The organism is Paenibacillus sp. sgz302115, from assembly GCF_056120445.1.
Map to the genome: position 1 here is coordinate 491,965 of NZ_JBVYOK010000003.1, position 25,494 is coordinate 517,458.

Below are 25,494 nucleotides of genomic sequence, written 5' to 3' on the forward strand. Positions count from 1 at the left end.
GAATGGCAGTTACGTTAACAAAATCTCAGAAAATCAAAAAAATAATGAGCACGTTTGAATTATTCTCCAGAAACTTCATCAAAATCACTGATAATGATGGAGAGCTTGTTCCATTTATGTTAAATGATCAGCAACAATATTACATTGATAATGCTGGTAAGTATAACTTGATTCTCAAGCCACGCCAGCTAGGTTTTACAACTGCAAGTTTGGCTTACTGTTTGTGGATGGCTGTAAATAACTCCAATACGAACTATTTGATTGTGTCCTACAAAGGGGATTCGGCAAAGGATCTATTCGCCAAACTTAAACGGATGAATCTACATCTGCCGAGATTAAAGTATGATGTCTTCCCTTCTGTTGTTCGTGATAATCGAGATGAACTGGTATTTAGTAATGGGAGTACCATTCGCAGCACGACAACAGGAAACAAAGATCTGGGTCGAGGAATGAATCTGATGTATGTCTTATTGTCCGAAGCGGCATTTTATGATGACCTTAACGGTATCTTGCTTTCCTTAGAGCCAGCACTACAGAAAACAGAACGAAGCAAGATTGTGCTTGAATCTACTGCTAACGGATTCAACGATTTTCAGAAGCTCTATGACCGCGCTAATAAAGGATTATCCAAGTACAAAGCATTCTTCTACCCCTTCTTTTCTTCCGCATATGAGAAACAATTCGCCTACGATATCCAAGAAGCAATTAAATGGTTTAAGACCAGCAATAAAGGACAACGGCTGAGCGCAAAAGATTTAAATAAAGAGCAGAAGCAACTTCATGAATCTGGCTGCAGCTTAAACATGCTGATGTGGAAAGAATACATATTGCAAGACAAGGATAAAAACCAGTTTTATCAGGAGTATCCAGCTACCGACATCCAAGCATTTATCAATACTGGACAATCCGTATTTGACCAGACGCTTATTGCAGAAGCAATAAATTACATTCTCCCTCCAAAGCCAAAAGAAGAGCTTGAGCATGTTCCTGATATTCTGAAGCAACATATCGGAAAAGGATTAGATATCTTCCGATTGCCTAAGCCGAAACAACGGATGTTCGCTGGAGTAGACGTAGCATCAGGAAGCGGCAATGATTACTCTACAATCAGTGTATTTGATGAAGATGGACAACAATATGCTTCATTTTATAGAAATGATGTTCCTGTATATAAATTCGCTTCAATAGTCCAAGAAGTTGGGTTGTTTTTTAATTATGCGTTTATAGCGATTGAACGTAACGGATTTGGAACCTCTGTTTTGGAGCGTCTAAGAGAAGGTGAAAATCCATATCTTAACCTTTTTAAACATAGGCATTTTGACAAGGGGAAATCCAGATTGCAATTAGGTTGGAGTAGTAATAGCGTCACCAAGAATAAAGCTGTGACCGATGCAAAGGAAATGTTCGAGTGTCAGTTGGTACAGATTGACTGTAAAGAAACCTTGAAGCAGATGCAGACATTCATCGAGAAGGACAACAAAATGGAAAACAAAAATCGATCCAATCATGATGATTTAGTCATATCCTTTATGCTTGCGATTCAAGCGATAAAAGCAAATAAATATTACGTTGAGGTGGCTTAATTGTACGAAAATGAAAAACCATGGTTTGTCGAGGAAGTTAACAGAGTTTCAAATCATCAGAGGATTAATGATGTCCTTAACATAAAGGAGTACCTGAGTGGCAAACACAAGATTCTGAAGAAGCCGAGTTACAATTACAATGGTCAAGTATATGAACCACGTAAAATCATTCTCCAGTATGCCAAAACAATTCTAAATTTTAGCGTTAGTTACGTTATGGCTAATCCAATTACACTAACAGGCGATAAGTCTGTTACGGACGCTTATAAGCGAGTATATAAAAGAGGGAAATACAATCAGCTTGATTATGATATCCTTGATAAGATGTCCAAGTATGGATACGTTGCAGAGTATGTTTACATAGACAATCAGCAGAAACAAATCAAATCTAAACTTCTTGACCCTGCCGACAGTTACCCAGTCTTTGATCATCACAATGAATATACGGCATTCGTTGAACATTATTGCGTTGATAACGTGAATTATTATAACGTGTACTATCCAGATAGAGTTGAAGATTATACAGATGAAGGCGGAAATTTACGGATGACAGGAAGTTTCAACAATCCTGCTGGACTGCCTGTTCTATATCATAACCAATCTGAGATCGGTAATCTTGGATGCTCTGACCTAATTGACATCCTGCCTATCTTGGATAACATGGAAGACTTGCTTAGTAAAGCTGTGGATGGCTATTATCATCATATATCTGGTATCCCGATCTTAAGGGGCCAACAGCTTAAAGGTGATGGATTACCTAAAGATATTATTGGTGGTGGTCTTGTGTTGGATGATAATGCAGAATTCTATTTTGCTAATAATGAGTTTGATCATCAGGCCTTTGAAACGTTGTATAAGACTCTGACAAGCGCTCTGCTTGATATAGCTAATGTTCCAGCCGTGAGTATGAGTAAGACGGATGTGAGCAATCTGAGCGAGGTCTCTATTCGCCTCCTCTTCTCTCTAGCGGATATGAAAGGTGCTTTGAATAGCAAGTTCCTGCGTGAAGGAATGGAACAGCGCTTTGATAAGATTAGGGAGTTATTGAGACGTAAAGGACTTGCATTTTCCGATGATGAATATGATACATTGGGCATTGTGTTCCAATTTGCAAGACCATCAAATGATAAAGAGATTGTCGATAACCTGAAGGTGCTAAAAGATATTGGTGGTATGAGTCTGGAAAGCATTGTGGAGCGCAATCCTTATGTGACCGATGTTCAAGGGGAGATGGAAAGAATTGAGAGTGTGAGTAATTCGGTATGAAAATACATAATAGTGAACATAAAACTATTCGGTGATTAATGTTAATACATAAAGGCATGTGTTTTAAAGGGTTATGCAATTTCGCGCACACATTACCGTGTATACGATATTAACAGGCTGCTATTATTAAAAAGGGACATGTGCGCGAATTTTTTTGTTAGAAAATCTCTAAATTTTTAAATTTAATATTACATATTATGTAAATTATCTAATCTGCCTACTGTAGATCACTACCTACCGTAGTTTGTAGTCTGATTTTGTCCGTTTTGGAGCCGATTTTCTGAATTTTCGGCTAGAATACGGTTTATTTGCACTATTTGTATGATTTACTGTGTTGCGGTGGACTTCAGATTGGATAAAATACCCCTAAATTGGAAAATAGTCCGCTAGCAAGGCATTTTACACACGCCCGAAAAATAAATTTCCGTTTATTCATCTGAACCTTTTAGACCATAACCTACATATTTTTCTAAATCTATAGACCTACAATGTCGATAAATGATAAGATGGTGGAAAATATTAGGGGGGATTATGTTAATGGGAAATAAGATCAAAATTGTTTCGGCTTTTCTATGTGGCGCGGTTTTTTTTAGCGGTGTATCATATGCGGCTGAGAGTTTGAAGGCAATTGCAACAAACTATAAAGTTTCAGTTAATGGTGTCACGCAAAAATTGTCAAAACCTGTTATTTCAATAGATGGTTCCACTTATCTTCCAGTGAGATCCTTGGCTGAGGCCATTGGATACAATGTGAGTCTAGATAGTGGGAATATTAATTTGATTTCCAAAGACAGTCAAAGTTCCAAGCCTTCAAGTTCTACTTCAAGTTCAAGTTCTACTTCAACGAGTTCTGTACCAGTAGCAAATACCAATAAAATTAGTGCGCCAACAACATTTAATTATAGTGTTAATTCAGCAGCTGGAGTTAAATTGACTTGGTTGGCAAATAATTTGACGGGCAAGACAATAAAGTATTATACATTAAAAATAAATACATATAATAGGGTTGGCGATCCATCATACGATCAAATTAGTGGTGAAAGTACTTTTTCTCAAAAATATGTTGGTCCGATAGAACCTAACGGTCAGTTAGGTATGTATAATTTGTTTACTTATCAATCAGCTTTACATACTATTAAAATATCTGAGATCGCTCTTGAGTATAGCGATGGAACCAAAGAAACTATTTCATATAACCACTCTACGTCAGATTCGTCTGGACTGTAGAATTATAAAAATTACGTGTCTTAGAATAGAACCTTCTTTATTGAGGGTTCTTTTTCTTATGAGAAAAAGGAGCAATCAAAATGAATTACATACAACGCCTTAAACTTGAAACACAAGGCATCACATTAGCAGAACAAGAATTAACCATCTACCTTGAAGAAGAAGGAATTGCTGTTCCAGAAGTGGATTACTCCCCTGCTTTATCCTCAGATAAACGTAGAATATACTCAGCAGCCCTATCAATCCTAAACAGTGTGGCAAACAATCCATCACTAATGAAGTCATATAAAAGTGATGACATTACTATTAGCGATTTTGCCGAGTCGATTCAGAATCGCATTGATCAGCTTGAACGAAAAATCCGTATGATGGCCTCAAACGATACTCAGGCCAGTAGCAGCACTTTTATGCTGTTTAACGGAATGTGAAACATGATTAATTTATTTGATAACAGCAACACAACCGATTTTAAATTTCTTCTCTCTCAAATGGGAAGCGAAGTATTAATAAGCGATGACGCTGAACCAGTAAAAGCTCTGATCACGAATACGAATCTGGAACAAAACTTTGATGACAAAAAGATTACCTCACTGTCGCCTCTTAATCGGGGCGATATTGTTTTGTTTCAGGACAAAAAGTATTTGATTATCTCCGAAATTACCGGACAACGTTATAACAAATTTAAAGGGATCATGCGTTATCTTCCTTATTCAATAATCGTTAATTCGGAATGCCGATTCTCCACTCTGGATTGTTATATTTCTGTAAGTAATTTAGGTGTAGCTAATGGACAGGTAGTATCTATCTCGGATGGGGATATAACTGTTTATTCTACAGATTATTATAAGGATTTGGAGCTTAGGATAGATGCTCGATTCTTACTTAACGGTCAGGCATTTAAAGTTACGGGGATAGATCGCTTTAGCAAACCTGGTATGCTTATTCTGTCATGTGAAAAAGATTCAATTAACACATCCACAGATGATTTAGTCAATGGAATTGCTGGTGGATTAGCCTGCCCTGTAGACATTGTGAGCGAATCAGTAGAACTATTTGTTGGAGCTACAACACAATTGAGCTATTCAAGCGCTAAAGACGCTCCAGTGAGATTTGAAAGTTCAGATAAAGGAATTGCTGCGGTTGACAGTAAGGGGCTTGTAACGGGCCTTAGTGAAGGAGTAGTAACGATTACCGTGCATAACGCAACGAACAAGAGGATTAGCGATACCATTGAAATGAATGTCTTAATGCCTGCTGCCACATACTCACTGAAAATAACAAGCGCATCCACAACACCAAATGAAATCAAAAGTAATCAGTCCAAAATATATAATGTCGAAGTGTATAACGGCTCGGAAATGATTACAGATACGAATGAGCTTGTAACATGGCAATTATATGCTGACGATCAAGTGAGTTCTTCAACACTTGCTAGTATCACAATTCAAAATGGAAGTTCTTGCACGGTAAAAAACAATGCTGCATCAAGCGGATATGTCCAGTTAAAAGCAACATTGAATAGCGACAATACAATAATTGCATGGATTAGAATACGGATGAGACCGTTGTTTTAAAAAATAAAGGAGTAGGAAATCCTACTCCAATGTTTACCTTAAAGGTTCAAATTATTAAGTGGGTTGTGTCGTTCATTAATCTCTGGTAGGACATGTCCAAATGCTGAGAGATAACGTTTAGTCATATCCAAGGTGCTATGTCTTAATAAGTGCTGTAAACTAATGATATCTCCACCATCACGTAGGAAGCGAAAGGCTAAAGAGTGACGGAAGGTGTGCGCTGATAAACGGACATCTTTAAAATTCATTTTTTTCTGTAGGCGTTTAAATATTAATTTAATACCATTATCGGTTAGTTGCTTATTATCGCTTGTTGAAAAAACATAAATAGGCTTTTCTCCAAAAAAACGCTCTTGAAACAGTTTCCATTCTGCAAGTTCCTTCAATAATTTATCCACTAAAGGTACGCTTTGTTGCTTGCGACCTTTACCAAAAAAGATTGCTGCTTTGTTGTCGAAATCGATTTCATTCCATTTAATATTGCTTACTTCTCCAACTCTGGCACCTGTGCTTATTAAAAAAATAATCAAAGCATAATCTCTATATGCAAAATAGGACTTTTCTCTATTCTTAAGTTGACGATAATAGGCAAGCATCTGCTGGATGTGATAATCACTATAAACTTGAATTACAATGTCTTCCTTGGCGTAGTTAACTTTTTTTGCTGCATTCTGTTGAGGAGTAATAAATTCACTTTCAAGCAGATAATTGAAAAATGTCTTAATTACTCTAAGCTTACTGTTCTTAGTGACAGTGTTATTGTTACGTTGATTTTGGCAATACAGAAGATATTTTTTTATCGTGTTACTAGATACTTCCTCAACATTGATAATCTCTTCACTAATACAGAATGAATGAAATTCACTTGTCGTTCCTACATATCTTTCCATTGTAGCAGAGGAAACATTGTTCAGTTCTTTCTCCTCCAAAAAGTTCTTGAATGCAAATTTTAGCAACATAAAAAGACAACTCCTTTCAGGATTAATAATCCATCAGGTTGTTGTCTCTAAGTTCAGAACAGTTTCTGCCCCTGACCACTAAATCTAATGATCATCAAAATGTAGGCTGAACCCTTTATTTCTATACATCTATCGAGACGACAGGATTTGAACCTGCGACCTCTTGCTCCCGAAGCAAGCGCTCTACCAAGCTGAGCCACGTCTCGTAATTACGGGTTAACCCGGTGTTAACCGCAGAATTGTTCTGAATAATCCACATTATACGCCTGTAAGTAAGCGGTGTAAATAATCTTTTGAGCTGAATTTAGAGCCGGAGTACATAGAAAATAACGGGGATAAAAGGAGAGATTTATACACGCGAATAAGTGTAAATTACAAGCCGGGTTCTCAGCCGCTTATCTCTATAATGATCCTATACACACAACCTGCAGGGTGTAATAGGAGGTAGGATCAAGATGTCTATGGCGGTCCAGCGAAGTGAAGATCGGCCGAAAAAATGGTGGAATCAACGCCGGAAAGAAGGAGTAATCGGGTGGATCTTTTTGGCACCGGAAGCGATAGGAATTATTGCATTGGCTATTTTTCCGCTTATTTTTTCTTTATTTCTCAGCTTTACCAATTGGAATCTGGTCAGCGGCTTCGAAGGCATGAAATGGGTGGGGTTTGACAATTTCATCAGACTGGCAGAAGACTCCAAGTTTCTGAAGGCATTGCAGAACAATATCTTTTTTACGGCAGTAACCGTGCCTGTGGGCTTAATGGCGGCTATGATTATGGCGGTTATTATCCATACCAAGGTGTACGCCAAGGATTTGTTCAAGGTGCTGTTTTTTATCCCCTATATCTGCTCAACGGTAGCTGTTGCAGCAGTGTGGGCAGCCTTGTACCACCCGTCGAGTGGACCAATCAATCGCTTTTTAATGCAAATAGGCCTGGATAATCCCCCGAAATGGCTGGTGGATTCACATTATGCCATCATAGCGATTATGATCATTGCGATCTGGCAGGCGTTGGGATACCAGATGATTATATTTTTGGCGGGACTGACTCAAATCTCGGAGGATCTGTATGAAGCCGCGGATATTGATGGGGCAAACGGAATGAAGAAATTCTGGTTTCTTACGATGCCTTTGCTGGCACCGACCACGCTTTTCCTGACGATTACGACCATTATCAGCTCCTTCAAGGTGTTTGATCTGATTAAATTTCTAACCGATGGAGGCCCTAACGATGCCTCTACTGTCATTGTGTACCGGATCTATGAAGAAGGCTTCGTGAACTTCAATATGGGTTATGCTTCAGCAATGTCATGGATTCTGTTCCTGCTCGTAATATTGGTAACTTCTGTAACGTGGATAGTTCAGGCGAAGGAAAAGAAAGCATAGAGAGGAGGTCTGTATCCATGAAAACTCAAAAATTGAACTGGAGCCGTACGGTATATTCTGTTGTTCTTGGCGGATTGTCGATCTTTTTTATTACCCCGCTCATCTGGATGCTCTCTGCATCTGCAAAATTTGAACGTGATGTTATGGTATATCCCATTCAGTGGATTCCAACGGATTGGAACTGGGTGAACAATTTTCAGAAGGTGTGGCTTGAGAATGTTCCATTCAGTCTATTTTATTGGAATTCTCTGAAGCTGTCTGTAATTGCTACCGTGTCTACCCTTATTTTTTCGTCCATGGCCGCGTTTTCTTTTGCCAAATTGAGAGCCCCCGGAAAAGGCCTGATGTTTGGAATGATGATGTCGTTTATGATTATTCCAGAACAAGCCACGCTGGTCCCCAGATTCATAATGATAAAATGGCTGGGCTTATATAATACACATACAGGTATTATTCTAATGCTGATGTTCTCGATGTACTTTACGTTCTTAATGCGGCAGTTTATGGCAGGTGTGCACAATGAATTTATTGAATCGGCAAAAATCGACGGTGCGGGTTATTTTCGCATCTATGCCCAAATCATGCTGCCGCTTAGCAGGCCTATTCTCGCCACCGCCGGAATTATTAAATTCATCTGGACCTGGAACGATTACCAGAACCCGCTCATCTTTCTGTTCACCAAAGAGCTGTATCCGCTTCCGCTCGGTATTCAGTTCTTCCGCCAGGAATATTCCAACAACGTGTCACTTATGATGATGGCCGCAGTGTCAGCGATCATTCCGCTTATCATCGTGTTCGTGGCGTTGCAGAAGCAGGTGATCAACGGCATTACCGTCGGTGGTGTGAAAGGCTAGAAATCAGGGTGATGGTGAAATTACACACGCAAAAGAGCACATCAGGATACACGGTAAAACGCTTTCAAATGAGTATGATTAAGATACAACACATTCTATTTATAAAGGGGATACAGCGCATGAAAAAGGCATCTCTTCTTCTGGTCCTGAGCTTTCTGCTGATTCTGGCCGGCTGCGGGAATAATTCCGCGGGTAATGCCGGAAATAGCGTAAACGCTACCAATAAGCCGGAAAATCAGGCTTCCGGTGACAATTCGGCGGGCGGCAAGGTTACGATTAAATTGTACACCAATGCCAAGGGCGATCCGGACGAACCGATGATGAAGCTGGTGAAGGCTTTTAATGAGCAGAATGATAAGATTCAAGTAGAGCATGTGGCTCTTGTGCAAAACAATGACTCCAGAGAAATGCTTCAAAAGCTTGATGTGCTCTCTGCTTCAGGAGAAGAGGTGGATGTGGTTCTTCTTAATAATGAGGGCTTTGTGCTGGAACGTGCAGGCAATGGAATGTTGTATCCTCTGGATGAATTCTTTCAGGCGAACAATATCAACCCTGAGGACGAATATTACCGTAACCCGGTTTATGAAGGCAAGCATTATGCAGCAATGACGGATGCCAGCTTCTGGTTTGTTGCTTTGAATGAGAAGCATCTGAAGGAGGCCGGTCTTAAGGTTCCGGGGTTTGACTGGACATGGGATGACTTCCGGGAATATTCCAAAAAGCTTGCAGCCAGCGGTGAGAACCGCTACGGTGCGTACTTTCATACCTTTGGCGAGTATGCCAATCTGATTGCTTATACGGATTTCAAGAATCCCCAGTTAAAAGAAGACGGAACCCTGCTCTTCAACGATCCGTCCTTTGAATATTGGTTTAATCTGCGCCGGGCAATGGAGGTGGAGGACAAGTCGGTAAAACCGCTCGCTGATGTACTCGCTGCGAAGCAGCACTGGGCTACTGATTTCATGAACGGAACTACCAGCATGCTCCCTATTGCAGGCTATGCATTGGACGAAGCCTTTTTAAACACAGCCAGCTATCCGCGGGATTTCAAGATTACCTTTGCGCCGTTGCCGCGCTCCTCTGAGAAGGCAGAACCCGGCTTGACAAGTATAAGCGGAAGCTTTCTGACTATGCACAAAAACTCCAAGCACAAGGAAGCCGCATTTGAGTTCATCAAGTTCGCAACGATGGAAGGGGCAAAGCTGTCGGGAAGAATCCCGGGCTGGAAGAAGGCGGATGGCAAAGCGGTGCTGGAGAAAATTATTGGCGACAAAACAGACTTGGTGGATAAGCAAGTACTCTCAAATGTACTGTTCGACGAACGTGTGCACACCGCAGGCTCATCGAGTGTGAGTGTATCTTACCAGCAGCAGTTGAAGAAAGTGGCTGAGGCCGGAATCAATAAATTTTTATTGGATAAATCCACCTACGAGCAGGCAGAGAAATACATGATGGATGAAGGGCAAAAAATCATTGATTCCAATCCATAACCAACGCTGCAGGGGGAGTCGGATTTGCTTCGATTTCCCTGTTTTTCTTTTGATCATCCTCGTGTAGTATCAGAAGAAAGGCAATCTTTGGGGGTATACAGCATGGGTTGGTTATATCGGATATCGTTTTACCGGAGGATTCAGGCCGCGCTGCTGCTGTTTTTGATTATTCCGCTGCTGTTCATTTCCGGTGCCTCCTATCTTGCAAACAAGCAGTCCAGCGAGGAAAACGCACATGCAAATATGAAAGGAATCACCGGCATCATGGCAAATGATCTATCCAAGACTGCAAATGATATTTTGTATACGGTAAACCAATTTGCCACGCCTCAGCCGAGCGGCATATTCCACAATTTAAGAAAGCTGAATCAGCTGCAGCATTTTGACCATTTTGAGGATTATCAAAATTATACGGCTTTAAACGAGAGCACGACTATTCTGGTCGGGAAACTCTCGCTGCTGCACGTCAATACCTTTTTTATTAATGAGGCTGACTTTCCGGTTGTGGGGACAATAACCAGCAGCGATATCAAAGGGCTGAGATCGGATAAGAATTTTGCGCATATGACTGCATCCGAGGCCGCTTCCGGGGTCGTGCAATGGTTCCGGTCAGAGCAGCCGAAGGCAGTGCAGAACCGGACGGCGGAGCGGTACTATTATTATTGCAAAAAGTCTGTCTATGATCCTGTGCAGGACAGAATTCTCGGCACCTTATTTATTGGCATTCCTGAGTCGTATTTCAACCAGCTGTTCCAAAATACAACAAACGGGAAATTCTCCCTGTATAGTGAGGATAATCTGCTGATTGCCGGGATGGAGGGGAGTGCTCCCCATCTGCCGGCTGCTGCGCACAAGGGCTGGCTGATGGAGCAGACACCAGTGTCAGGAACACCGTGGAAGCTGACTTTTGAGGTGGATAAAAAAGAGGTTACGGGTGAAATTACCCAGCGGTTTTCCTTTTTGCTCATGGGGATATTGATTGTTCTGTTCTTATTTCTATTCATGTCTATCGTAATTGCAAGGGGGCTCAACCGCCCGATAGGCAAGCTGATGCGCGTGGTTAAACAGTATGGCGAAGGGAACACCTCAGTCCGCTACAGTGTCAAGGGGCAGGATGAAATCGCTCAGCTTGGCGGTGCGGTTAATCATATGCTGAATAACATACATTCTCTAATGGCGAAGATTGAAGCAGAGCAGGAGGAGAAACGGACGATAGAATTGTATGCGCTTTTTTCGCAGATTCAACCGCATTTTCTGCTGAATACCTTAAATTCGATTAAATGCAATCTGGCTCTGGAGGGGGATGCAGCAAATAGTGAGAATATTGATTCCCTGATGATATTATTGCGTGCTCATTTGCGGGTTAACGAGCCTTTGGCTTTATATGAGGAATGTAATCTGCTGACAGAGTATATGTCCATCATGCGGCTGCGGAACCGGATCAACATCAGGCTTGAAATCGACCTTCCGGAGTCACTCCGCACCTTGATTGTGCCAAGGCTGCTGCTTCAGCCATTGGTTGAGAACAGTATTGTCCACGGAATAAAACGGAACATTGCAGACCCCTGTATTCGTGTGATTGTCGAAGCCGTTCATCAGGAGATCGAAATCCGGGTAGAGGATAATGGCAGCGGGATTAGTGAGAAGGAAGCGCAGGAGCTGAATGACAAGCTGCTTGCAGGCATGCAGCCGAAGGACGAGAAGGGCGTGGGCCTTCACAATGTGCAAAGGCGTTTATTTCTAAGCTATGGCGAAGGGACCGCGTTTACCGTTGCACCTAACTCCCCCAATGGTTTTATAGCTATTTTACGGATACCAGGAATGAATAGCTGGAAAGGAAATGTAACATGGCCAAAGTGATGCTGATTGATGACGATGTGCCTGTTGTTGAATATTTGCAGAGGCTTGTTCCCTGGGAGAATCATGGCCTGTCGGTCTGCGCCTCGGCATTTTCCGTTGACGAAGCAAAGGAAATCTTCAAGACAGAGCGCCCGGATATTCTGCTTACCGATATTGGGCTGCCTGACGGGAACGGGATTGAGCTCGCCTGTTATTTCCGCACCCTTTATCCCGAGCTGCGGGTCATTTTTTTAACTTGCCATGAGGATTTTCATTATCTGAAAGAAGCTATGAGAATTGAAGCGGATGATTACATCGTCAAAGCTGAGCTAAGCTCTAAAAAAATTATTGAGAGTGTCGGCAAAGCGGTATCCAAACTAAAATCAGCACAAACAGAGCTCGAGAAGCTTGCCTATAAAAGTGATGTGGAGCGGAACAAGGATCTGTTAATCCAGCGTTTCTTTCTTGATATTCTCAAAGCTCCGGAGCCCGCGTTATTATTGAAGCAGGGCGAAAGGCTGGGAATTGAGTGGACGCAGCCCTATTTTAAGGTGATCCTCTGCCATCTTGATATTGGCTCGCTGCTGAGCGTTTATCACCGAAACAATCTGGAATTAGTAAAATATGCAGCCTATAACATTGCCAAAGAGCTGACCGAAGGAACCGGAATTACGCCTATTCAAGCCAAAGGTCCGCAGTTATGGCTGATTGCCAACCTCCCGGGAACCGCAGCGGAAAGCTCTGTTGTCAGCGGGGTTGTAAGTGAAATTCATGATAAAATTTCGCAATTCTTGAAAATTCAATGCTGCTTCATAATCTCCCCGCAGCCGGTTGTGCTGAGTCAGCTGAAAGCCAAAGTCGATGACATTAGCAGGAGACAGCAGAGCGCGTTCTACGGAGCTTCGTGGCTGATTACACTGAAAGCACCTGGCAGCCCATCTGAAACGGGGAACGAGTTAAATATTTCGGCAATTGAAGCGTATTGTGAGAAATGGGCATCTGCATTAGGCGAGTTTAACAGGTCGCTCGTCCAAATCTATTTAAGCACTATTGAGAAGCTTATCCGTGAAAAAAAGCCTGGAGCCAGGCAGGTTCAGGACCTGCTGATCCGTATGCTGCAGCAGGCTGCATATCAGTTAGGGAGTACGATGGATGAGCGGCTGCAGAAAGAAATCAGGCAAGCGCTCAGCTTTGGAGAGGCGCTTCATATAGTCAGTGTCTTTTCAGACGATTTCTTGGAGAAGAAGCACTCCGCTTATACAGACAGCCAGAATACAAACCCGGATCTGAAATTAATTAACGCTTTTATCCATAAATATATCTACAAAAATGTAACATCCATTGATATCGCGCGATATCTTCACCTCAACCCGAACTATTTCTCACGATATTTCAAAAAGCTGGCCGGCTTGAATTTTACAGATCATGTGCATCTTCTGAAAATGGAAGAAGCCAAGCGGCTGCTGGGCGGGCAAAATGAGACGGCAGAAAATGTGGCTTACATGCTGGGATATTCAGACCGTGCGTATTTCTCCAAAGTATTTAAAAAATACACGGGCATGAGTCCAAGCGAATTCAAACAAAAATAACAGGACTTAAAGGAGGAAGCCAAAACTATGGAGAAGCCAGTCAACCCCCCAAAAGGACTGGAGTCATGGATTGCTGACCAGGGGGACGGGACATACAGAAATCCGGTTCTGCATGCCGACTATTCGGACCCCGATGTCATTCGGGTAGGTGAAGATTTCTATATGACCGCTTCAAGCTTTGGACATGTTCCGGGACTGCCCATTTTGCATTCCAGGGATCTGGTGAACTGGCGGCTGATCAATCATGCCATTCAGCAGATGCCGCTTGCGGGTTATGACATTCCCCGGCACGGGAATGGGGTATGGGCACCGAGCATCCGGTATCATGACAACCGGTACTGGATTTTTTATGGTGACCCCGATGTAGGGATTTTTATGACGACCGCCGAGGACCCCGCAGGAGAATGGTCCGAGCTTCATCTTGTTCAGGAGGGAAAAGGCCTGATTGATACTTGTCCTTTGTGGGATGACGATGGGCAGGCCTATCTGGTTCATGCATATGCCAAAAGCCGCAGTGGCCTCAAGCACCGGCTGCGTCTGTGCCCCATGTCTCCCGACGGAAAAAGCCTGCTGGGCGAAGGGAAGATTATCTACCATAATGCTGATCGGCATCACACTCTGGAAGGTCCCAAAATGTATAAGCGGCAAGGGTTTTATTATGTGTTTGCCCCTGCCGGCGGGGTGGAGAACGGGTGGCAGGCTGTATTCCGGGCCACCAGTCCTTACGGTCCGTATGAGGAGCGGATTGTGCTTGTGCAGGGAGCGTCGCCAGTCAATGGCCCACATCAGGGGGGCTGGGTAGAACTGGCATCCGGCGAATCCTGGTTTCTGCATTTTCAGGATAAAGGCGCTTACGGCAGAATTGTGCATATGCAGCCTGTTGTCTGGGTTGATGGCTGGCCGGTCATGGGGAATGCGGTGAACGGTGGCGGTTTGGGTGAACCGCTTGAAGTATGCCGCAAGCCTGATGTAGGCAAAGTGTATCCGCGCGAAGCTCCGGCTGCCTCCGATGATTTTTCAGGCTCCACTCTCGGCTTGCAGTGGCAGTGGCAGGCCAATCCGTCCGGCAGTTGGTATTCTCTCACCCAGCGGCCAGGCTGGCTGCGACTCATTGCCCAGCCACGCCTGAATATTGAAGATACATTATTTCAGGCGCCTCATTTGCTGCTGCAGAAGTTTCCTGCCCCTTCATTTAGCGCCTCTGTTTTTCTGGACACTACAGCTTCACCGGAGGGAGTTGAGGCCGGATTAATTGTGTTTGGCTACCAATATGCCGCCCTCCGGGTTTGCGGGAGCAATTCAATGAATATACGGAAGCTGCAACTGGTCTATGGCAACGACGAGCAGGAAACGGTGGTATGGGAGGCTCCCCTGGGATCAAGCCAGGTTGTGCTGCGGGCGGAGGTTCACCGCGAAGCCCGCTGCTCCTTTGGATACAGTATGGACGGGGAGCACTTCGAAGCTCTGAACGTGCCTTTATTTCAGGCAACGGTCAGCAGATGGGTTGGCGCAAAAATAGGCGTGTATGCCAAAGCGGATGCCGTCAAGGATCAGGAGACAACCCCCGCTATGGAACAGGCATTACGCGGATGGGCTGATTTTGGCTGGTTTGCACTTAGCGGCCGGGAATATGGATTTGCGCCTGTGTCCCGTCGCCCAGCTGACTCTTGAAATGAAGCCCGCGGCTACCATAGATATAACAGGCTCCAGCTCACCGCTCTGAACACCTGGAAGTAAGCGCTAAATAATATGGATCAATTTCATTTCACGGCACTGTTCGATTCATGGACGGTGCCGTTTCTGCTTGATACATACCGTTTCGCTTCAAAATAAAATTGGTATGGTACATTGGTCGGTAATTGGTAATTTATAAATAAAGTGTATATAAGGTATAATATTCCATGCAGCGCTGCAATGCAGTGAAGTGTTCTGAAGGAGGAGCAAGATGAAGCAAATTCATAACAGGAAAGTTGAGAGCAGCAGAGCGTTTAAGGTGGAATTTTCGGAGGATGTCTTTGAGGTTGCCCCTGATTTGCATGTTGGGTTGATCGCGACTTCTCATATTGCAAACTTAGACAAGGATCATGAAGTGAACGCGCTGCTCGCTCATATGGAACAGGAAATCATGAACTCAGGATTGCAGAAAGATACGATAAGTGAAATTCCGACCATTGCAGCCTGGAGAAAGGTCTATAGTCAATTTGGTGTCAAGCCCGCAAGGTATCCTTGCGCTGCAGAATCTCTCATAAGGCGTGTAGTTGAACAGGGGGCATTGGCCCGAATCAATACGCTTGTGAATTTATGCAATGCCATCTCCTTGAAATGCCGCACACCTATAGCTTCCTGTGATATCTCTGACATCCAAGAATTTGTGATTAGAAGAGCTGTGGGCAATGAACAGTTCTTGCCGATTGGAAAAGTGGATGAGTATGAGCTTCCTTCGGCCGGTGAGATTATTTATGCGGATGATTCCGGGAGAGCACACTCCCGGCGCTGGAACTGGAGGCAGAGCGATCATATTAAGACAACCGCCGAATCCTCACAAATGCTGTTTACGATTGAAGCGGTTCATAAAGAAGCTAAAGTGCTTGTAGAGGCCACTACGTTTCTTTTAAATGAATTGCTTCAGCCATTCACCGGAGCAGGGAGATCTGAATGGGCGTTTATTCATAAGGATGCTCCTGTGCATACCTTTCAATTACATACCGGGGAGGTTTTCGCGAATCGTGACAGAGCCTATGAGGCAAGTGAAGAAAGGTATCATTGACGCCGTTCCTATTGTTATCGGATATATCCCGGCATGCATTACCTTCGGCCTGGTCGGCAAAGCCCTTTCCTTAAGCGACCTGGAAGTCTTCCTTCTATCCGCTGTGGTCTACGCCGGAGCAAGCCAGTTCATCGCGGCCAAGCTGCTCGCAGTGGGAACCGCCGCCCCTATTATTTTGCTGCTTACGTTCGTCATCAATTTACGGTACTTTTTTATCAGCATGTCATTCTCTTCCAGAATGAACCGGAATACACACCCCCTGCACAAAGGGCTTGTCGGATTCGGGCTAACGGAAGAGGTGTATGCGGTCAGTATGATGTCTGACAAAAACCGCAGAGAGGCAGGGAACCATTCCCTTCCTTATTTGCTGGGGCTGGAAGTCCCGCCCTACGCCGTCACTCTAATCTCAACGTATGCAGGGATTATGCTCGCAGACTATATTCCCGCTAATATTTTGCCGGCGCTAAATACTTCCCTGTACGCTTTGCTTATTGCACTGGTAATCCCCCAGATCCGGATCAGCAAAAGAAATCTGGCGATCTGCATTTCAGCCGCTGCTTCCTCCTGGTTGCTGCAGCCATTGTTAGGAACAGCTACTGTAGTGGCTGCCATGATCATAGGAGCATGTGTCGGCGGAATATTCCCTTCTAAAGAAGAAAAGATCAGGAGTGAAGTCATGTGACAATAATTTTGATCCTGGGAATGGGCATGCTTACCTTCTTATTCCGTTTTGCACCGCTGCTGCTTGTGCGGAAGGCAGAGCTGGAGGAGCGAAAGAACTGGTTCCTGGAGAATCTTCCTCTGGCTGTACTCAGCGCTCTAATTATTCCCGGCATATTTCAGGTGGATCAAGAAGCGCCGATGGTCGGGATTGCAGCGGGTGTGGTTGCTATTGTTCTCGTGCTGGTCAAAAAAGTTCCTTTGTTTGGTGTCATTATTGCTTCTGTCGCTGTTGCTGTTCTTGTTAAAATTCTATAATCCATTAAAAGTGGGAGGATTATGCGCCTATGGATATAAAGCCGGTAGAACTGCTAGCGATATGCGGATCAACCCGCATTGGTGGGAATACAGACCAGATCCTGCAGTATAGCAAGGAAATAGCCATCCGCAGAGGAGCAAATCTTTCAGTACTTAATTTAAGAGATTTTAACATCTCATCTTCCGGGACCTGCGGGGATTGCAACTACCGGGAGAAGGCTTGCGAGCTGACGGATGATATGCCGTATATTGTGCAAATGATGCAGAAGGCTGAAGGGATTATTTATGCAGTTCCTGTTCATGGTTTTGGGATGGGGCACCTGATGCAAATATTCATAGAACGATCAGGGGTATGTTATCTCCGGTTTGAGCGGCCTCTTACGAACAAGGTCGGAGGAGCAATCATTACAGGCCGGCGCTACAATCACCAGCACGTTCATTCGCAGATTGTGAACAATATTCTGCTGAATCGCATGATCCTGGTAGGGAGCGGTTTCCCCGCTCTTCTGCACGCTGGACAAGCAAGCGAGGCATTCAGTGATTTGGAAGGGCTGGACTCTGTCCGGAGAATGATCAACCGAATGATTGATATGATTTCTGCCATGAAGCATTATTCGCAGATTACGAATCATTCCTTTTTGCAGTGCGAGGAAGAGAATGAGCGGAGAATATGTGAGAACGAGCTTCGGCGTCTGCAAGCACCGCTAGTGTAAGAGATTCACCCATAATTGGTTTTCATACAATAGAAAGTGGAGGTTGATAGCTGTGACGAATAAGGAACTGGAAGCTCTCGGAGGAATTGATTTTCCTAACATGGAATGGACAAGCTGGGAAAAGCCCGGTGCTAACGGGCGCGTGAAAATCAGTTATATCGGCAATAAGCGGCTTCGTTTGCTGGAGCTTCCTCCGGGATTCAATGAAGAGCATTGGTGCCTGAAAGGGCATGTGGGTTATGTGCTGCAGGGGGAATTCACGATACATTACGAGGACAGAAAGGTATCCTGCAGACCCGGAATGGGTTTTGTTATTCCTGATGGGGACCCGCATCGGTCACAGGGGATGGAAGGCAGCCCGACTCTAGTGTTTGTTATTGATGAAGTGGACTAAATCAGACCCGGGAGTGTGAAGAATCTTGCATCCTATTCAAGTAGATACTGAAGTGCATGATATTCCGTTTCACGATTCCTTTGAGACCTATTTATCCTTGCGGGAACATCTGGGGGAGCAGAATGCCTACCTGCTGGAAACACTATCCGGGCCTTCAAAGAGTGCGCAGAGTACTTTTATAGGGTTCAAACCACTATTTACGATTACAGCATTCGCAACAGTAATACAACTGACGGGAATAGAGTCCATTGTAGAGCGGGTAAGTCAGGGAGGGCTGAAGGCAGGGCTGCTTGTCTCCCGGGATGGGGCTTTGCATTTGCGGGACCGCAAGGGCTTGTGGGATTTCCTGCGATTCGTTCAGTCCCAGTTCACCGTTTCCGTTCCGGATCGGGGCGAAGCCTTCTATTTCGGATTTTTTGGATACTTGGGTTATGATACGGCGTGGTCTGTTGAAAGTCTGCCGAGTCATATTCCGAATGATGGAACGGTCCCGGATCTTGCCTTGTCCCTTTATCAAGGGTTAATTGAATATAATTTGATCGACAAGACCGTCCGGCTGATTCTCAACCAATCTGCTGAGGGATGGGATGACCTGTCCAAGGCGGAGATTTGCAGTATGCTTCACAAGGGTGATTTGCAGGTAAACCGGACGTTAGCAGAGGCTATAGAGCCTTTATCTGTGGAATATACGATAGATCGTCAGATGTATCAGAATAATGTGAAGAAAGCTCTCTCATATATTTCCGCCGGAGATATCTATCAAGTCCAGCTAGGCAATCAAATCAATATTGACAGCCCTATGACTCCAGTTGACGTGTATCGGAGACTAAGGGTGCGTAATCCATCGCCATATATGTATTTGGCCACTTTTGGAGGGATGACGCTGATTGGCGCCAGTCCAGAGCTGTATATTAAAATCCAGGGCGGGTACATCACGATGAGGCCTATTGCGGGTACTTGCCCTAAGGGTTCCACTCCAGAGGAAAATGAGAGACTCATAGAAGCTCTGAAGCGGGATGAAAAGGAAGTAGCGGAGCACATTATGCTGGTAGATTTATGCCGTAATGATATTGGCCGGGTCTGTCAGACAGGGACTCTGGAGGTAGAGGAACTGATGGTGATCGAGAAGTACTCGCATTTGAACCATCTGGTGTCAAGTGTAGGAGGGACGCAGAAGGTCACGAAGGACATGTATGACATTATTGCGGCTACTTTTCCGGCAGGCACAATGACTGGAGCGCCCAAGATTCGGGCTATGGAAATTATTGAAGAGCTTGAAACCACGCGCCGCGGGGCTTATGCGGGGGCTATGGGATTTATTGATTTCAACGGGTATGTAAATATGGCGCTGTGCATTCGGACAGCGGTTCACCGGAAGCCCGGTTCGTATTCCATCCGCGCCTCTGCGGGAGTGGTGGCTGATTCCGTACCGGAGAAGGAGTGGAGTGAAACTTTTCATAAAATGGGTGCATTATTCTGGGCGGTCACAGGCAGGGAGGTGCTGCATGAGAGCATTAGTCGTTGACGCATATGATAGCTTTGTATATATTATTTGCCAATATCTGATGAAAGCCGGAGTAGAGCTGGAAGTGGTGCGTAATGATCAGTTAAGCCCCGGTCTTGTGGAGCAGGTGGCTCCAAATTTTGTAGTGCTGGGTCCAGGCCCGGGCCATCCGGCTGATGCGCGGTATATCGAGCTGATCCGGCAATATGGCGTTTATCTTCCGATCCTTGGCGTATGTCTGGGTCATCAGGCGATTGGACTTGCTTTTGGCGGCAAGGTTATAGGGGCGAAACATCTGATGCATGGCAAAACCAGCGAGATTATCCACGACGGCAAAGGCTGTTTTGCAGGCCTCCATAATCCATTTCGGGCTACACGGTATCATTCCTTGATTGTGAGCCGGGAAGGGCTGCCGGATTGTCTGGAAGTCACTGCAGAATCAGCGGATGATGGATATATTATGGGAGTACGGCATAGGGAATTTCCAATCGAATCTATTCAATTTCATCCTGAAAGTGTATGCACTGAAAGCGGATTTCAAATATTTCAGAATTTCATTTCGACCTATGTACCATACTCATATGAATCTCAAATTATCTAGGGGGGATTTGTAATGCTGAAGGAGAACCTTGCGTTTCACCGTCAAGAGATTGATATCATTGACCGGCAGATTGTGGCTTTGCTCGCGGAAAGAACCTCGGTCGTTAAGAAAATTATGGTCTTGAAAACGGATGAAGAGTCCGTCCGTTCCTGTGACCGGGTCCAGCAGGTACTAGACAAGGTAGCCAAGCTTGCAGAGGATGCAGGTCTTGAACCACAGATAGCAGTGGCTACTTATAAGACTTTAATTACGGTTTTGACGGATATGCAGCTTGAATATCTGCGCAGCCGTCAGCAGTCAGACGAGCCGGCGGTGTGAGCGCAGCCGCGATTCATGATCTGAAGTCGGCGCTTATTTACCTGGAGGAACATGGTGAAGGACCCCGGCGGTATACGGTGCCTGTGGACGCTAAATATGAGTTAGCCGCTCTGTACGCAGCGCAGGGAGGCGGGGTTCCTGTCGCTTCACCAACCGGCCCCGGAGTGCCGATGTTATTCGAACAAGTGCTGCCTGTGAACAAGACGGCGCTGGCGGGGATCTTTGGAACCCGGAAACGGTGTGCAATGCTTCTCGGGGCGAATGAACAATATATGGCTGATTTCCTGCTGGATGCCGCCCAGCACCCTATTGAGCCCGTAAAATGCGAGAAGCCGCCCTGTCAGGAGGTGATCCATCAGGACGTTGACCTGGCCCGGCTGCCGATCCCTACAATGAGTGTGAAGGATGCGGGACCCTATATTACACTTGGCTTAGTAGTTGCTAAGCATCCTGTCACTGGTGACAGCAATATTTCCATTCACCGGCTATGGGTGAAGAGCAGCAACGAGCTGACGATCTGGATGGTCCCGGGCCGCCATTTGGAGGGCTTTTACCTGGCGGCACAAGAAATGGGCGTGCCGCTTCCGATCTCCATTAACATCGGGCTCGACCCTGCCATATATATTGCCTCCTGCTGCACGGGTGCTGTAGCGCCCGAGGGGTTCAATGAGCTGGCTATTGCAGGCGGATTACGGGGACAGCCAGTCAAGGTCTCCTCCTGCATATCTGTTGCTGCAGACTGCTTGTCCGAAGCGGAGTATGTACTGGAAGGCGAGATCACCCATGAGTATGCTGCTGAAGGAGAGCCTGGAGGCCATTCCATGCCGGAGTTTCTGGGATATGACGGCAAGGCTCACCCCCATTTGCCAGTCGTTAAGATTACGGGAATCACCTCCTCAGCTCATCCCATATTTCAAACCGTGATTGGTCCAGGGTATGAACAATCCAATCTTTTAGCGGTAGGGATGGAAGCCGGAGTGCTCCAGTATGTACGCAATCAAGTGACCTCCCGGATTACCAATGCCTATTGCAGCTCTGCCGGGGGAGGCCAACTGCTGTTATTTGTCCAATTTCATAAAATAGATGACGAGGACGATCTCGCTGTCAGGCGCGCCGGAACGATGATTCTTCGGTCTTTTCGAATGATCAAACAGGTAGTTCTGGTCGATGAGGATGTTAACCTGTTCAGTGAAGAGGAAGTGTGGTGGGCGATGACGACCCGTTTTCAGGCGGATGTGGACATTATTGCCTTGCCGGGGCTTGAAGGCTTCCATCTGGACCCGTCGCAAATGCCGGGAATGTCCCCGCAGATTACAAAGCCTGGCATGACCACAAAGGTCGTGTTTGATTGCACAGTACCCTATAGAATGCGGGACTCGTTTATAAGAACTTCTTTTGGCACACCTAAAAATATGTAGGGGGTTACTCTATGAGTATTATCAAGGTAACTGCGGATGGTGTATTTGGCGAAGGAGATCAGGAGAAGTTTGGCGGAAGCTACGTTCCGGAAGAGCTGAAGGCCGCGCTTCATAAACTGGATGAAGCTTTTCAGCGTTATAAGGATGACGAAGAGTTCGAGCGGGAGTTCCATTACTATCTGAATGAATATGTAGGCCGGCCGAATCCGCTGTATTATGCACAGCGGCTGACGGATCAATTGGGCGGGGCCAAAATTTATCTCAAGCGTGAGGATTTAAATCATACCGGAGCTCATAAGATCAATAATACGATCGGCCAGGTCCTGCTTGCCCATCGCATGAAGGCCAAAAGAATTATTGCAGAGACTGGTGCAGGGCAACACGGTGTAGCCACTGCTACCGTATGCGCCTTGTTCAATATCCCTTGCACCATTTATATGGGAGAGGTAGATATTGAACGGCAGGCTCTCAATGTATTCCGCATGCAGATGCTGGGAGCGGAGGTTGTGGCTGCGAAGTCCGGCAACAGGACATTGAAGGAAGCCGTGGATGAAGCGCTAAATGATTTCGCTCAGAACTATGAAGACACCTACTATCTGATTGGATCTGTTGTTGGGCCGCATCCGTTTCCCCTGATGGTCCGTCATTTTCAGGCCATCATTGGAAGAGAGGCCAAGGAGCAGATTCTGCAGAAGGAAGGGCGCCTTCCTGATCTGATTACTGCCTGTGTAGGCGGGGGTTCCAATGCGATTGGGCTGTTTCATCCCTTCGTGGATGATCCTGAAGTCACGATAGTGGGCGTAGAGCCTGCAGGAAAAGGGATCGAGACCGGCATCCATGCGGCTCCGCTTAGTACAGGCAAGCCGGATATTATTCATGGGTTCAGATGTTATGTGATGGACGATGCCGAGAATTGCCATTCCATTGCTGCAGGGTTGGATTACCCTGGTGTAGGCCCGGAGCATAGCTATTACAAGCAGATTAAGCGGGCGGAATATGTCTCAATTACTGATAAAGAAGCACTTGATGCCTTCCTGACCCTTTCCAAGACGGAGGGAATCATCCCGGCCCTGGAAAGCTCTCACGCTGTCGCCTATGCGATGAAGGTTGCAGGAGCTATGAGCAAGGATGAAATTATTGTGGTTAGTCTTTCCGGCCGCGGGGACAAGGATGTTGCTCAGGTCTATGATATGCTTAAGGAGCGCCCTGCACTGCAAGAAGTATAGGACAAGCTAATATACAGCAAGCCTTCGGTGTTTCAAAACCCGGAGGCTTAAATCCATTTATAAATTAGCCGAGAACACTCGTGATTTTAATCATGAGATGAATCGGCTTCGGACAAGGCGTGTCTTTTGACACGTCAATTGTCCGACATATGTTAACTTATCTGTTGACAAAAACACTGATATTTAGCTGTAATATCTTAAAAAATATTTGACATATGTTATCCTGTAATTGAGGTGGATAACATGGCAGAGGATATGTGTACTCTATCCAATATCATATTGTATGGTGTGTGAAATATCGCCATAAAGTGTTGCTTGGTGATATAGACATAAGGTTAAAAGAAATACTGAATCAATTTGCTACAGATAATGGTTTCACGATTTCAGAAATTGAAAGTGATTGTGATCATGTTCATCTCCTAATGGATTGTAATCCACAACATTCAATACCAAATATGATCAAAGCGTTAAAGGGTGTTTCGGCAAGGTTGCTATTTAAAGAGTTCCCCCAGTTAAAAAAGAAGCTATGGGGAGGGAATCTTTGGAATCCTTCTTACTTTGTGGCAACCGTAAGTACACACACGGAAGCGCAAATACGACAATACATCCAAAATCAGAAAGTGAGGTGAAAAGCGATGTTAGTCAATAAAGCATACAAATTCCGTATCTATCCAACCAAAGAGCAGGAAGTATTAATTGCTAAAACGATGGGTTGCAGTCGATTTGTGTTCAACCACTTCTTGGCGAAGTGGAACGAAACATACAAAGAAACAGGTAAAGGATTATCATACGGAGGATGTTCTTCCGAACTGCCGGATCTGAAAAAAGAATTACCTTGGCTAAAAGAAGTAGATAGCATTGCGATTCAATCATCCGTAAAGAACCTCGCAGACGCCTATTCACGATTCTTCAAGAAGCAGAATGATGCACCATGTTTCAAGTCAAAAAGGAATAAAGTTCAGTCGTACACAACGAAACACACAAACGGAAATATTGCGATTGAAGGAAATAAGATCAAACTCCCTAAACTTGGACGTGTTCGTTTTGCGAAATCAAGAGAAGCAAAAGGTCGTATTTTAAATGCTACGATTAGACGCAATCCTTCTGGCAAATACTTTGTTTCGTTGTTAGTAGAAACGGACGAACAATCATTGCCAAAAACAAACAGAGAAGTCGGTATTGACGTTGGATTAAAGGATTTCGCTATTCTGTCTAACGGTGAAGTGTTCGAGAATCCGAAATTCCTACGGAATATGGAACAAAAACTTGTTCGTGAACAACGTACCCTTTCCAGACGTGTGAAAGGTTCTTCAAACTGGAATAAGCAACGAATTAAAGTTGCCCGAATCCATGAACGTATCACAAATGCCCGAACAGACTACTTGCAAAAAATTTCAACGCATATTGTCAAAAACCACGACATCATTGCAATTGAAGATTTGCAGGTATCTAACATGATGAAGAACCACAAACTCGCCAAAGCGATTAGCGAAGTGTCCTGGTATCAATTCAGAACGATGCTTGAATACAAAGCAAAGTGGTATGGTCGTATTGTCGTTGCCGTAGGCAAAACCTTTGCCTCCTCTCAAATATGTTCGTGTTGTGGATACCAAAACAAAGAGGTTAAAAACCTTAACTTGCGGCAATGGAAGTGTCCTTCTTGCCATAGCGAATGGGATAGGGATGTGAACGCAAGTTTGAATATTCTTGCCGAAGGCAAAAGACTACTATCTGCATAATCGCAGTAACCGCAGGAACTGCGGGGATAGCTTGGTGGTACATCATGTACTAATTCTGCTCAGTAGAGTA

24 protein-coding genes and 1 tRNA gene are annotated in these 25,494 nt (G+C 44.8%); 23 read left to right on the forward strand and 2 right to left on the reverse strand.

Going from position 1 to position 25,494, the window contains the following annotated elements; genetic code table 11:
- Nucleotides 1–2: 2 nt before the first annotated feature.
- The 5 genes from AC0LWN_RS10325 to AC0LWN_RS10345 all read left to right on the forward strand — a co-directional run bounded on the left by AC0LWN_RS10325 (nt 3) and on the right by AC0LWN_RS10345 (nt 5,650).
- The gene (locus AC0LWN_RS10325; RefSeq protein ID WP_474664891.1) at nt 3–1,583 is read left to right on the forward strand and encodes a terminase large subunit; all 1,581 of its coding nucleotides are present in this window, start codon (nt 3–5) and stop codon (nt 1,581–1,583) included.
- Nucleotides 1,584–2,849, forward strand: coding sequence for a phage portal protein (locus tag AC0LWN_RS10330; RefSeq protein WP_474664893.1), 1,266 nt, complete (start codon nt 1,584–1,586; stop codon nt 2,847–2,849).
- 537 nt (nt 2,850–3,386) lie between these two features.
- On the forward strand, nt 3,387–4,076 hold the full coding sequence (locus AC0LWN_RS10335; protein WP_474664895.1) for a stalk domain-containing protein: 690 nt from the start codon (nt 3,387–3,389) through the stop codon (nt 4,074–4,076).
- An 80-nt stretch (nt 4,077–4,156) separates the two neighbouring features.
- Nucleotides 4,157–4,504: a hypothetical protein gene (locus AC0LWN_RS10340; RefSeq protein ID WP_474664897.1), complete on the forward strand. Its 348-nt coding sequence runs from the start codon at nt 4,157–4,159 to the stop codon at nt 4,502–4,504.
- Between the two features lie 3 nt (nt 4,505–4,507).
- On the forward strand, nt 4,508–5,650 hold the full coding sequence (locus AC0LWN_RS10345) for an Ig-like domain-containing protein (protein ID WP_474664899.1): 1,143 nt from the start codon (nt 4,508–4,510) through the stop codon (nt 5,648–5,650).
- Between the two features lie 38 nt (nt 5,651–5,688).
- Here AC0LWN_RS10345 and AC0LWN_RS10350 read toward each other — a convergent pair whose 3' ends face one another.
- Both AC0LWN_RS10350 and AC0LWN_RS10355 read right to left on the reverse strand, forming a co-directional pair.
- Nucleotides 5,689–6,609 carry a tyrosine-type recombinase/integrase gene (locus AC0LWN_RS10350; protein ID WP_474664901.1) on the reverse strand — a complete coding sequence of 307 codons (921 nt, stop codon included), beginning with the start codon at nt 6,607–6,609 and terminating at the stop codon, nt 5,689–5,691.
- Nucleotides 6,610–6,741: 132 nt separating this feature from the next.
- Nucleotides 6,742–6,815, reverse strand: a tRNA-Pro gene (locus tag AC0LWN_RS10355).
- Nucleotides 6,816–7,064: 249 nt separating this feature from the next.
- Between AC0LWN_RS10355 and AC0LWN_RS10360 the strand changes: the two genes are divergently transcribed.
- From AC0LWN_RS10360 to tnpB, 18 genes are all read left to right on the forward strand, one after another.
- Complete coding sequence (locus tag AC0LWN_RS10360; RefSeq protein WP_474664903.1) at nt 7,065–7,994, forward strand: carbohydrate ABC transporter permease; 930 nt, start codon at nt 7,065–7,067, stop codon at nt 7,992–7,994.
- A gap of 17 nt (nt 7,995–8,011) precedes the next feature.
- Nucleotides 8,012–8,848: a carbohydrate ABC transporter permease gene (locus AC0LWN_RS10365; RefSeq protein WP_474664905.1), complete on the forward strand. Its 837-nt coding sequence runs from the start codon at nt 8,012–8,014 to the stop codon at nt 8,846–8,848.
- A gap of 119 nt (nt 8,849–8,967) precedes the next feature.
- Entirely contained in the window at nt 8,968–10,338 is a 1,371-nt protein-coding gene (locus AC0LWN_RS10370; RefSeq protein WP_474664907.1) for an ABC transporter substrate-binding protein, read from the forward strand.
- Nucleotides 10,339–10,440: 102 nt separating this feature from the next.
- On the forward strand, nt 10,441–12,198 hold the full coding sequence (locus tag AC0LWN_RS10375; protein ID WP_474664909.1) for a sensor histidine kinase: 1,758 nt from the start codon (nt 10,441–10,443) through the stop codon (nt 12,196–12,198).
- Nucleotides 12,186–13,766, forward strand: coding sequence for a response regulator transcription factor (locus AC0LWN_RS10380; protein ID WP_474664911.1), 1,581 nt, complete (start codon nt 12,186–12,188; stop codon nt 13,764–13,766). The genes AC0LWN_RS10375 and AC0LWN_RS10380 overlap by 13 nt, the downstream gene beginning before the upstream one ends.
- A 27-nt stretch (nt 13,767–13,793) precedes the next feature.
- Nucleotides 13,794–15,437: a glycoside hydrolase family 43 protein gene (locus AC0LWN_RS10385; RefSeq protein ID WP_474664913.1), complete on the forward strand. Its 1,644-nt coding sequence runs from the start codon at nt 13,794–13,796 to the stop codon at nt 15,435–15,437.
- A 274-nt stretch (nt 15,438–15,711) separates the two neighbouring features.
- Nucleotides 15,712–16,533 (forward strand): B3/B4 domain-containing protein, encoded by an 822-nt coding sequence (locus AC0LWN_RS10390; protein ID WP_474664915.1) that lies wholly within the window; start codon nt 15,712–15,714, stop codon nt 16,531–16,533.
- Nucleotides 16,493–17,215: an AzlC family ABC transporter permease gene (locus AC0LWN_RS10395; protein ID WP_474664917.1), complete on the forward strand. Its 723-nt coding sequence runs from the start codon at nt 16,493–16,495 to the stop codon at nt 17,213–17,215. Before AC0LWN_RS10390 ends, AC0LWN_RS10395 begins: the two co-directional genes overlap by 41 nt.
- Nucleotides 17,212–17,511 carry an AzlD domain-containing protein gene (locus tag AC0LWN_RS10400; RefSeq protein WP_474664919.1) on the forward strand — a complete coding sequence of 100 codons (300 nt, stop codon included), beginning with the start codon at nt 17,212–17,214 and terminating at the stop codon, nt 17,509–17,511. The genes AC0LWN_RS10395 and AC0LWN_RS10400 overlap by 4 nt, the downstream gene beginning before the upstream one ends.
- Nucleotides 17,512–17,540: 29 nt before the next feature.
- On the forward strand, nt 17,541–18,224 hold the full coding sequence (locus AC0LWN_RS10405; RefSeq protein WP_474664921.1) for a flavodoxin family protein: 684 nt from the start codon (nt 17,541–17,543) through the stop codon (nt 18,222–18,224).
- 52 nt (nt 18,225–18,276) lie between these two features.
- Nucleotides 18,277–18,618 carry a cupin domain-containing protein gene (locus tag AC0LWN_RS10410; RefSeq protein WP_474664923.1) on the forward strand — a complete coding sequence of 114 codons (342 nt, stop codon included), beginning with the start codon at nt 18,277–18,279 and terminating at the stop codon, nt 18,616–18,618.
- A 25-nt stretch (nt 18,619–18,643) separates the two neighbouring features.
- Nucleotides 18,644–20,143: an anthranilate synthase component I family protein gene (locus AC0LWN_RS10415; protein WP_474664925.1), complete on the forward strand. Its 1,500-nt coding sequence runs from the start codon at nt 18,644–18,646 to the stop codon at nt 20,141–20,143.
- Nucleotides 20,124–20,723 (forward strand): anthranilate synthase component II, encoded by a 600-nt coding sequence (locus AC0LWN_RS10420; protein WP_474664927.1) that lies wholly within the window; start codon nt 20,124–20,126, stop codon nt 20,721–20,723. The genes AC0LWN_RS10415 and AC0LWN_RS10420 overlap by 20 nt, the downstream gene beginning before the upstream one ends.
- A gap of 12 nt (nt 20,724–20,735) precedes the next feature.
- On the forward strand, nt 20,736–21,041 hold the full coding sequence (locus AC0LWN_RS10425; RefSeq protein ID WP_474664929.1) for a chorismate mutase: 306 nt from the start codon (nt 20,736–20,738) through the stop codon (nt 21,039–21,041).
- A complete protein-coding gene (locus AC0LWN_RS10430) occupies nt 21,038–22,459 on the forward strand; it encodes a UbiD family decarboxylase (protein WP_474664931.1) in 1,422 nt (473 codons plus the stop codon). The genes AC0LWN_RS10425 and AC0LWN_RS10430 overlap by 4 nt, the downstream gene beginning before the upstream one ends.
- An 11-nt stretch (nt 22,460–22,470) precedes the next feature.
- Complete coding sequence (gene trpB / locus AC0LWN_RS10435) at nt 22,471–23,685, forward strand: tryptophan synthase subunit beta (protein ID WP_474664933.1); 1,215 nt, start codon at nt 22,471–22,473, stop codon at nt 23,683–23,685.
- A gap of 257 nt (nt 23,686–23,942) precedes the next feature.
- A complete protein-coding gene (gene tnpA, locus AC0LWN_RS10440) occupies nt 23,943–24,314 on the forward strand; it encodes an IS200/IS605 family transposase (RefSeq protein ID WP_474664935.1) in 372 nt (123 codons plus the stop codon).
- A gap of 6 nt (nt 24,315–24,320) precedes the next feature.
- The gene (tnpB, locus tag AC0LWN_RS10445; protein ID WP_474664937.1) at nt 24,321–25,424 is read left to right on the forward strand and encodes an IS200/IS605 family element RNA-guided endonuclease TnpB; all 1,104 of its coding nucleotides are present in this window, start codon (nt 24,321–24,323) and stop codon (nt 25,422–25,424) included.
- Nucleotides 25,425–25,494 lie beyond the last annotated feature (70 nt).

Excerpts from the sequence above, each read along its gene's own strand:
- AC0LWN_RS10390 (WP_474664915.1), top strand. The coding sequence starts at position 15,712 with ATGAAGCAAATTCATAACAGGAAAGTTGAGAGCAGCAGAGCGTTTAAG.
- trpB (WP_474664933.1), top strand. The coding sequence starts at position 22,471 with ATGAGTATTATCAAGGTAACTGCGGATGGTGTATTTGGCGAAGGAGAT.
- AC0LWN_RS10420 (WP_474664927.1), top strand. The coding sequence starts at position 20,124 with ATGAGAGCATTAGTCGTTGACGCATATGATAGCTTTGTATATATTATT.
- AC0LWN_RS10345 (WP_474664899.1), top strand. The coding sequence starts at position 4,508 with ATGATTAATTTATTTGATAACAGCAACACAACCGATTTTAAATTTCTT.
- AC0LWN_RS10340 (WP_474664897.1), top strand. The coding sequence starts at position 4,157 with ATGAATTACATACAACGCCTTAAACTTGAAACACAAGGCATCACATTA.
- AC0LWN_RS10405 (WP_474664921.1), top strand. The coding sequence starts at position 17,541 with ATGGATATAAAGCCGGTAGAACTGCTAGCGATATGCGGATCAACCCGC.
- AC0LWN_RS10425 (WP_474664929.1), top strand. The coding sequence starts at position 20,736 with ATGCTGAAGGAGAACCTTGCGTTTCACCGTCAAGAGATTGATATCATT.
- AC0LWN_RS10385 (WP_474664913.1), top strand. The coding sequence starts at position 13,794 with ATGGAGAAGCCAGTCAACCCCCCAAAAGGACTGGAGTCATGGATTGCT.
- AC0LWN_RS10335 (WP_474664895.1), top strand. The coding sequence starts at position 3,387 with ATGGGAAATAAGATCAAAATTGTTTCGGCTTTTCTATGTGGCGCGGTT.
- AC0LWN_RS10375 (WP_474664909.1), top strand. The coding sequence starts at position 10,441 with ATGGGTTGGTTATATCGGATATCGTTTTACCGGAGGATTCAGGCCGCG.
- AC0LWN_RS10350 (WP_474664901.1), bottom strand. The coding sequence starts at position 6,609 with ATGTTGCTAAAATTTGCATTCAAGAACTTTTTGGAGGAGAAAGAACTG.
- AC0LWN_RS10325 (WP_474664891.1), top strand. The coding sequence starts at position 3 with ATGGCAGTTACGTTAACAAAATCTCAGAAAATCAAAAAAATAATGAGC.
- AC0LWN_RS10360 (WP_474664903.1), top strand. The coding sequence starts at position 7,065 with ATGTCTATGGCGGTCCAGCGAAGTGAAGATCGGCCGAAAAAATGGTGG.
- tnpB (WP_474664937.1), top strand. The coding sequence starts at position 24,321 with ATGTTAGTCAATAAAGCATACAAATTCCGTATCTATCCAACCAAAGAG.
- AC0LWN_RS10365 (WP_474664905.1), top strand. The coding sequence starts at position 8,012 with ATGAAAACTCAAAAATTGAACTGGAGCCGTACGGTATATTCTGTTGTT.
- AC0LWN_RS10370 (WP_474664907.1), top strand. The coding sequence starts at position 8,968 with ATGAAAAAGGCATCTCTTCTTCTGGTCCTGAGCTTTCTGCTGATTCTG.
- AC0LWN_RS10380 (WP_474664911.1), top strand. The coding sequence starts at position 12,186 with ATGGCCAAAGTGATGCTGATTGATGACGATGTGCCTGTTGTTGAATAT.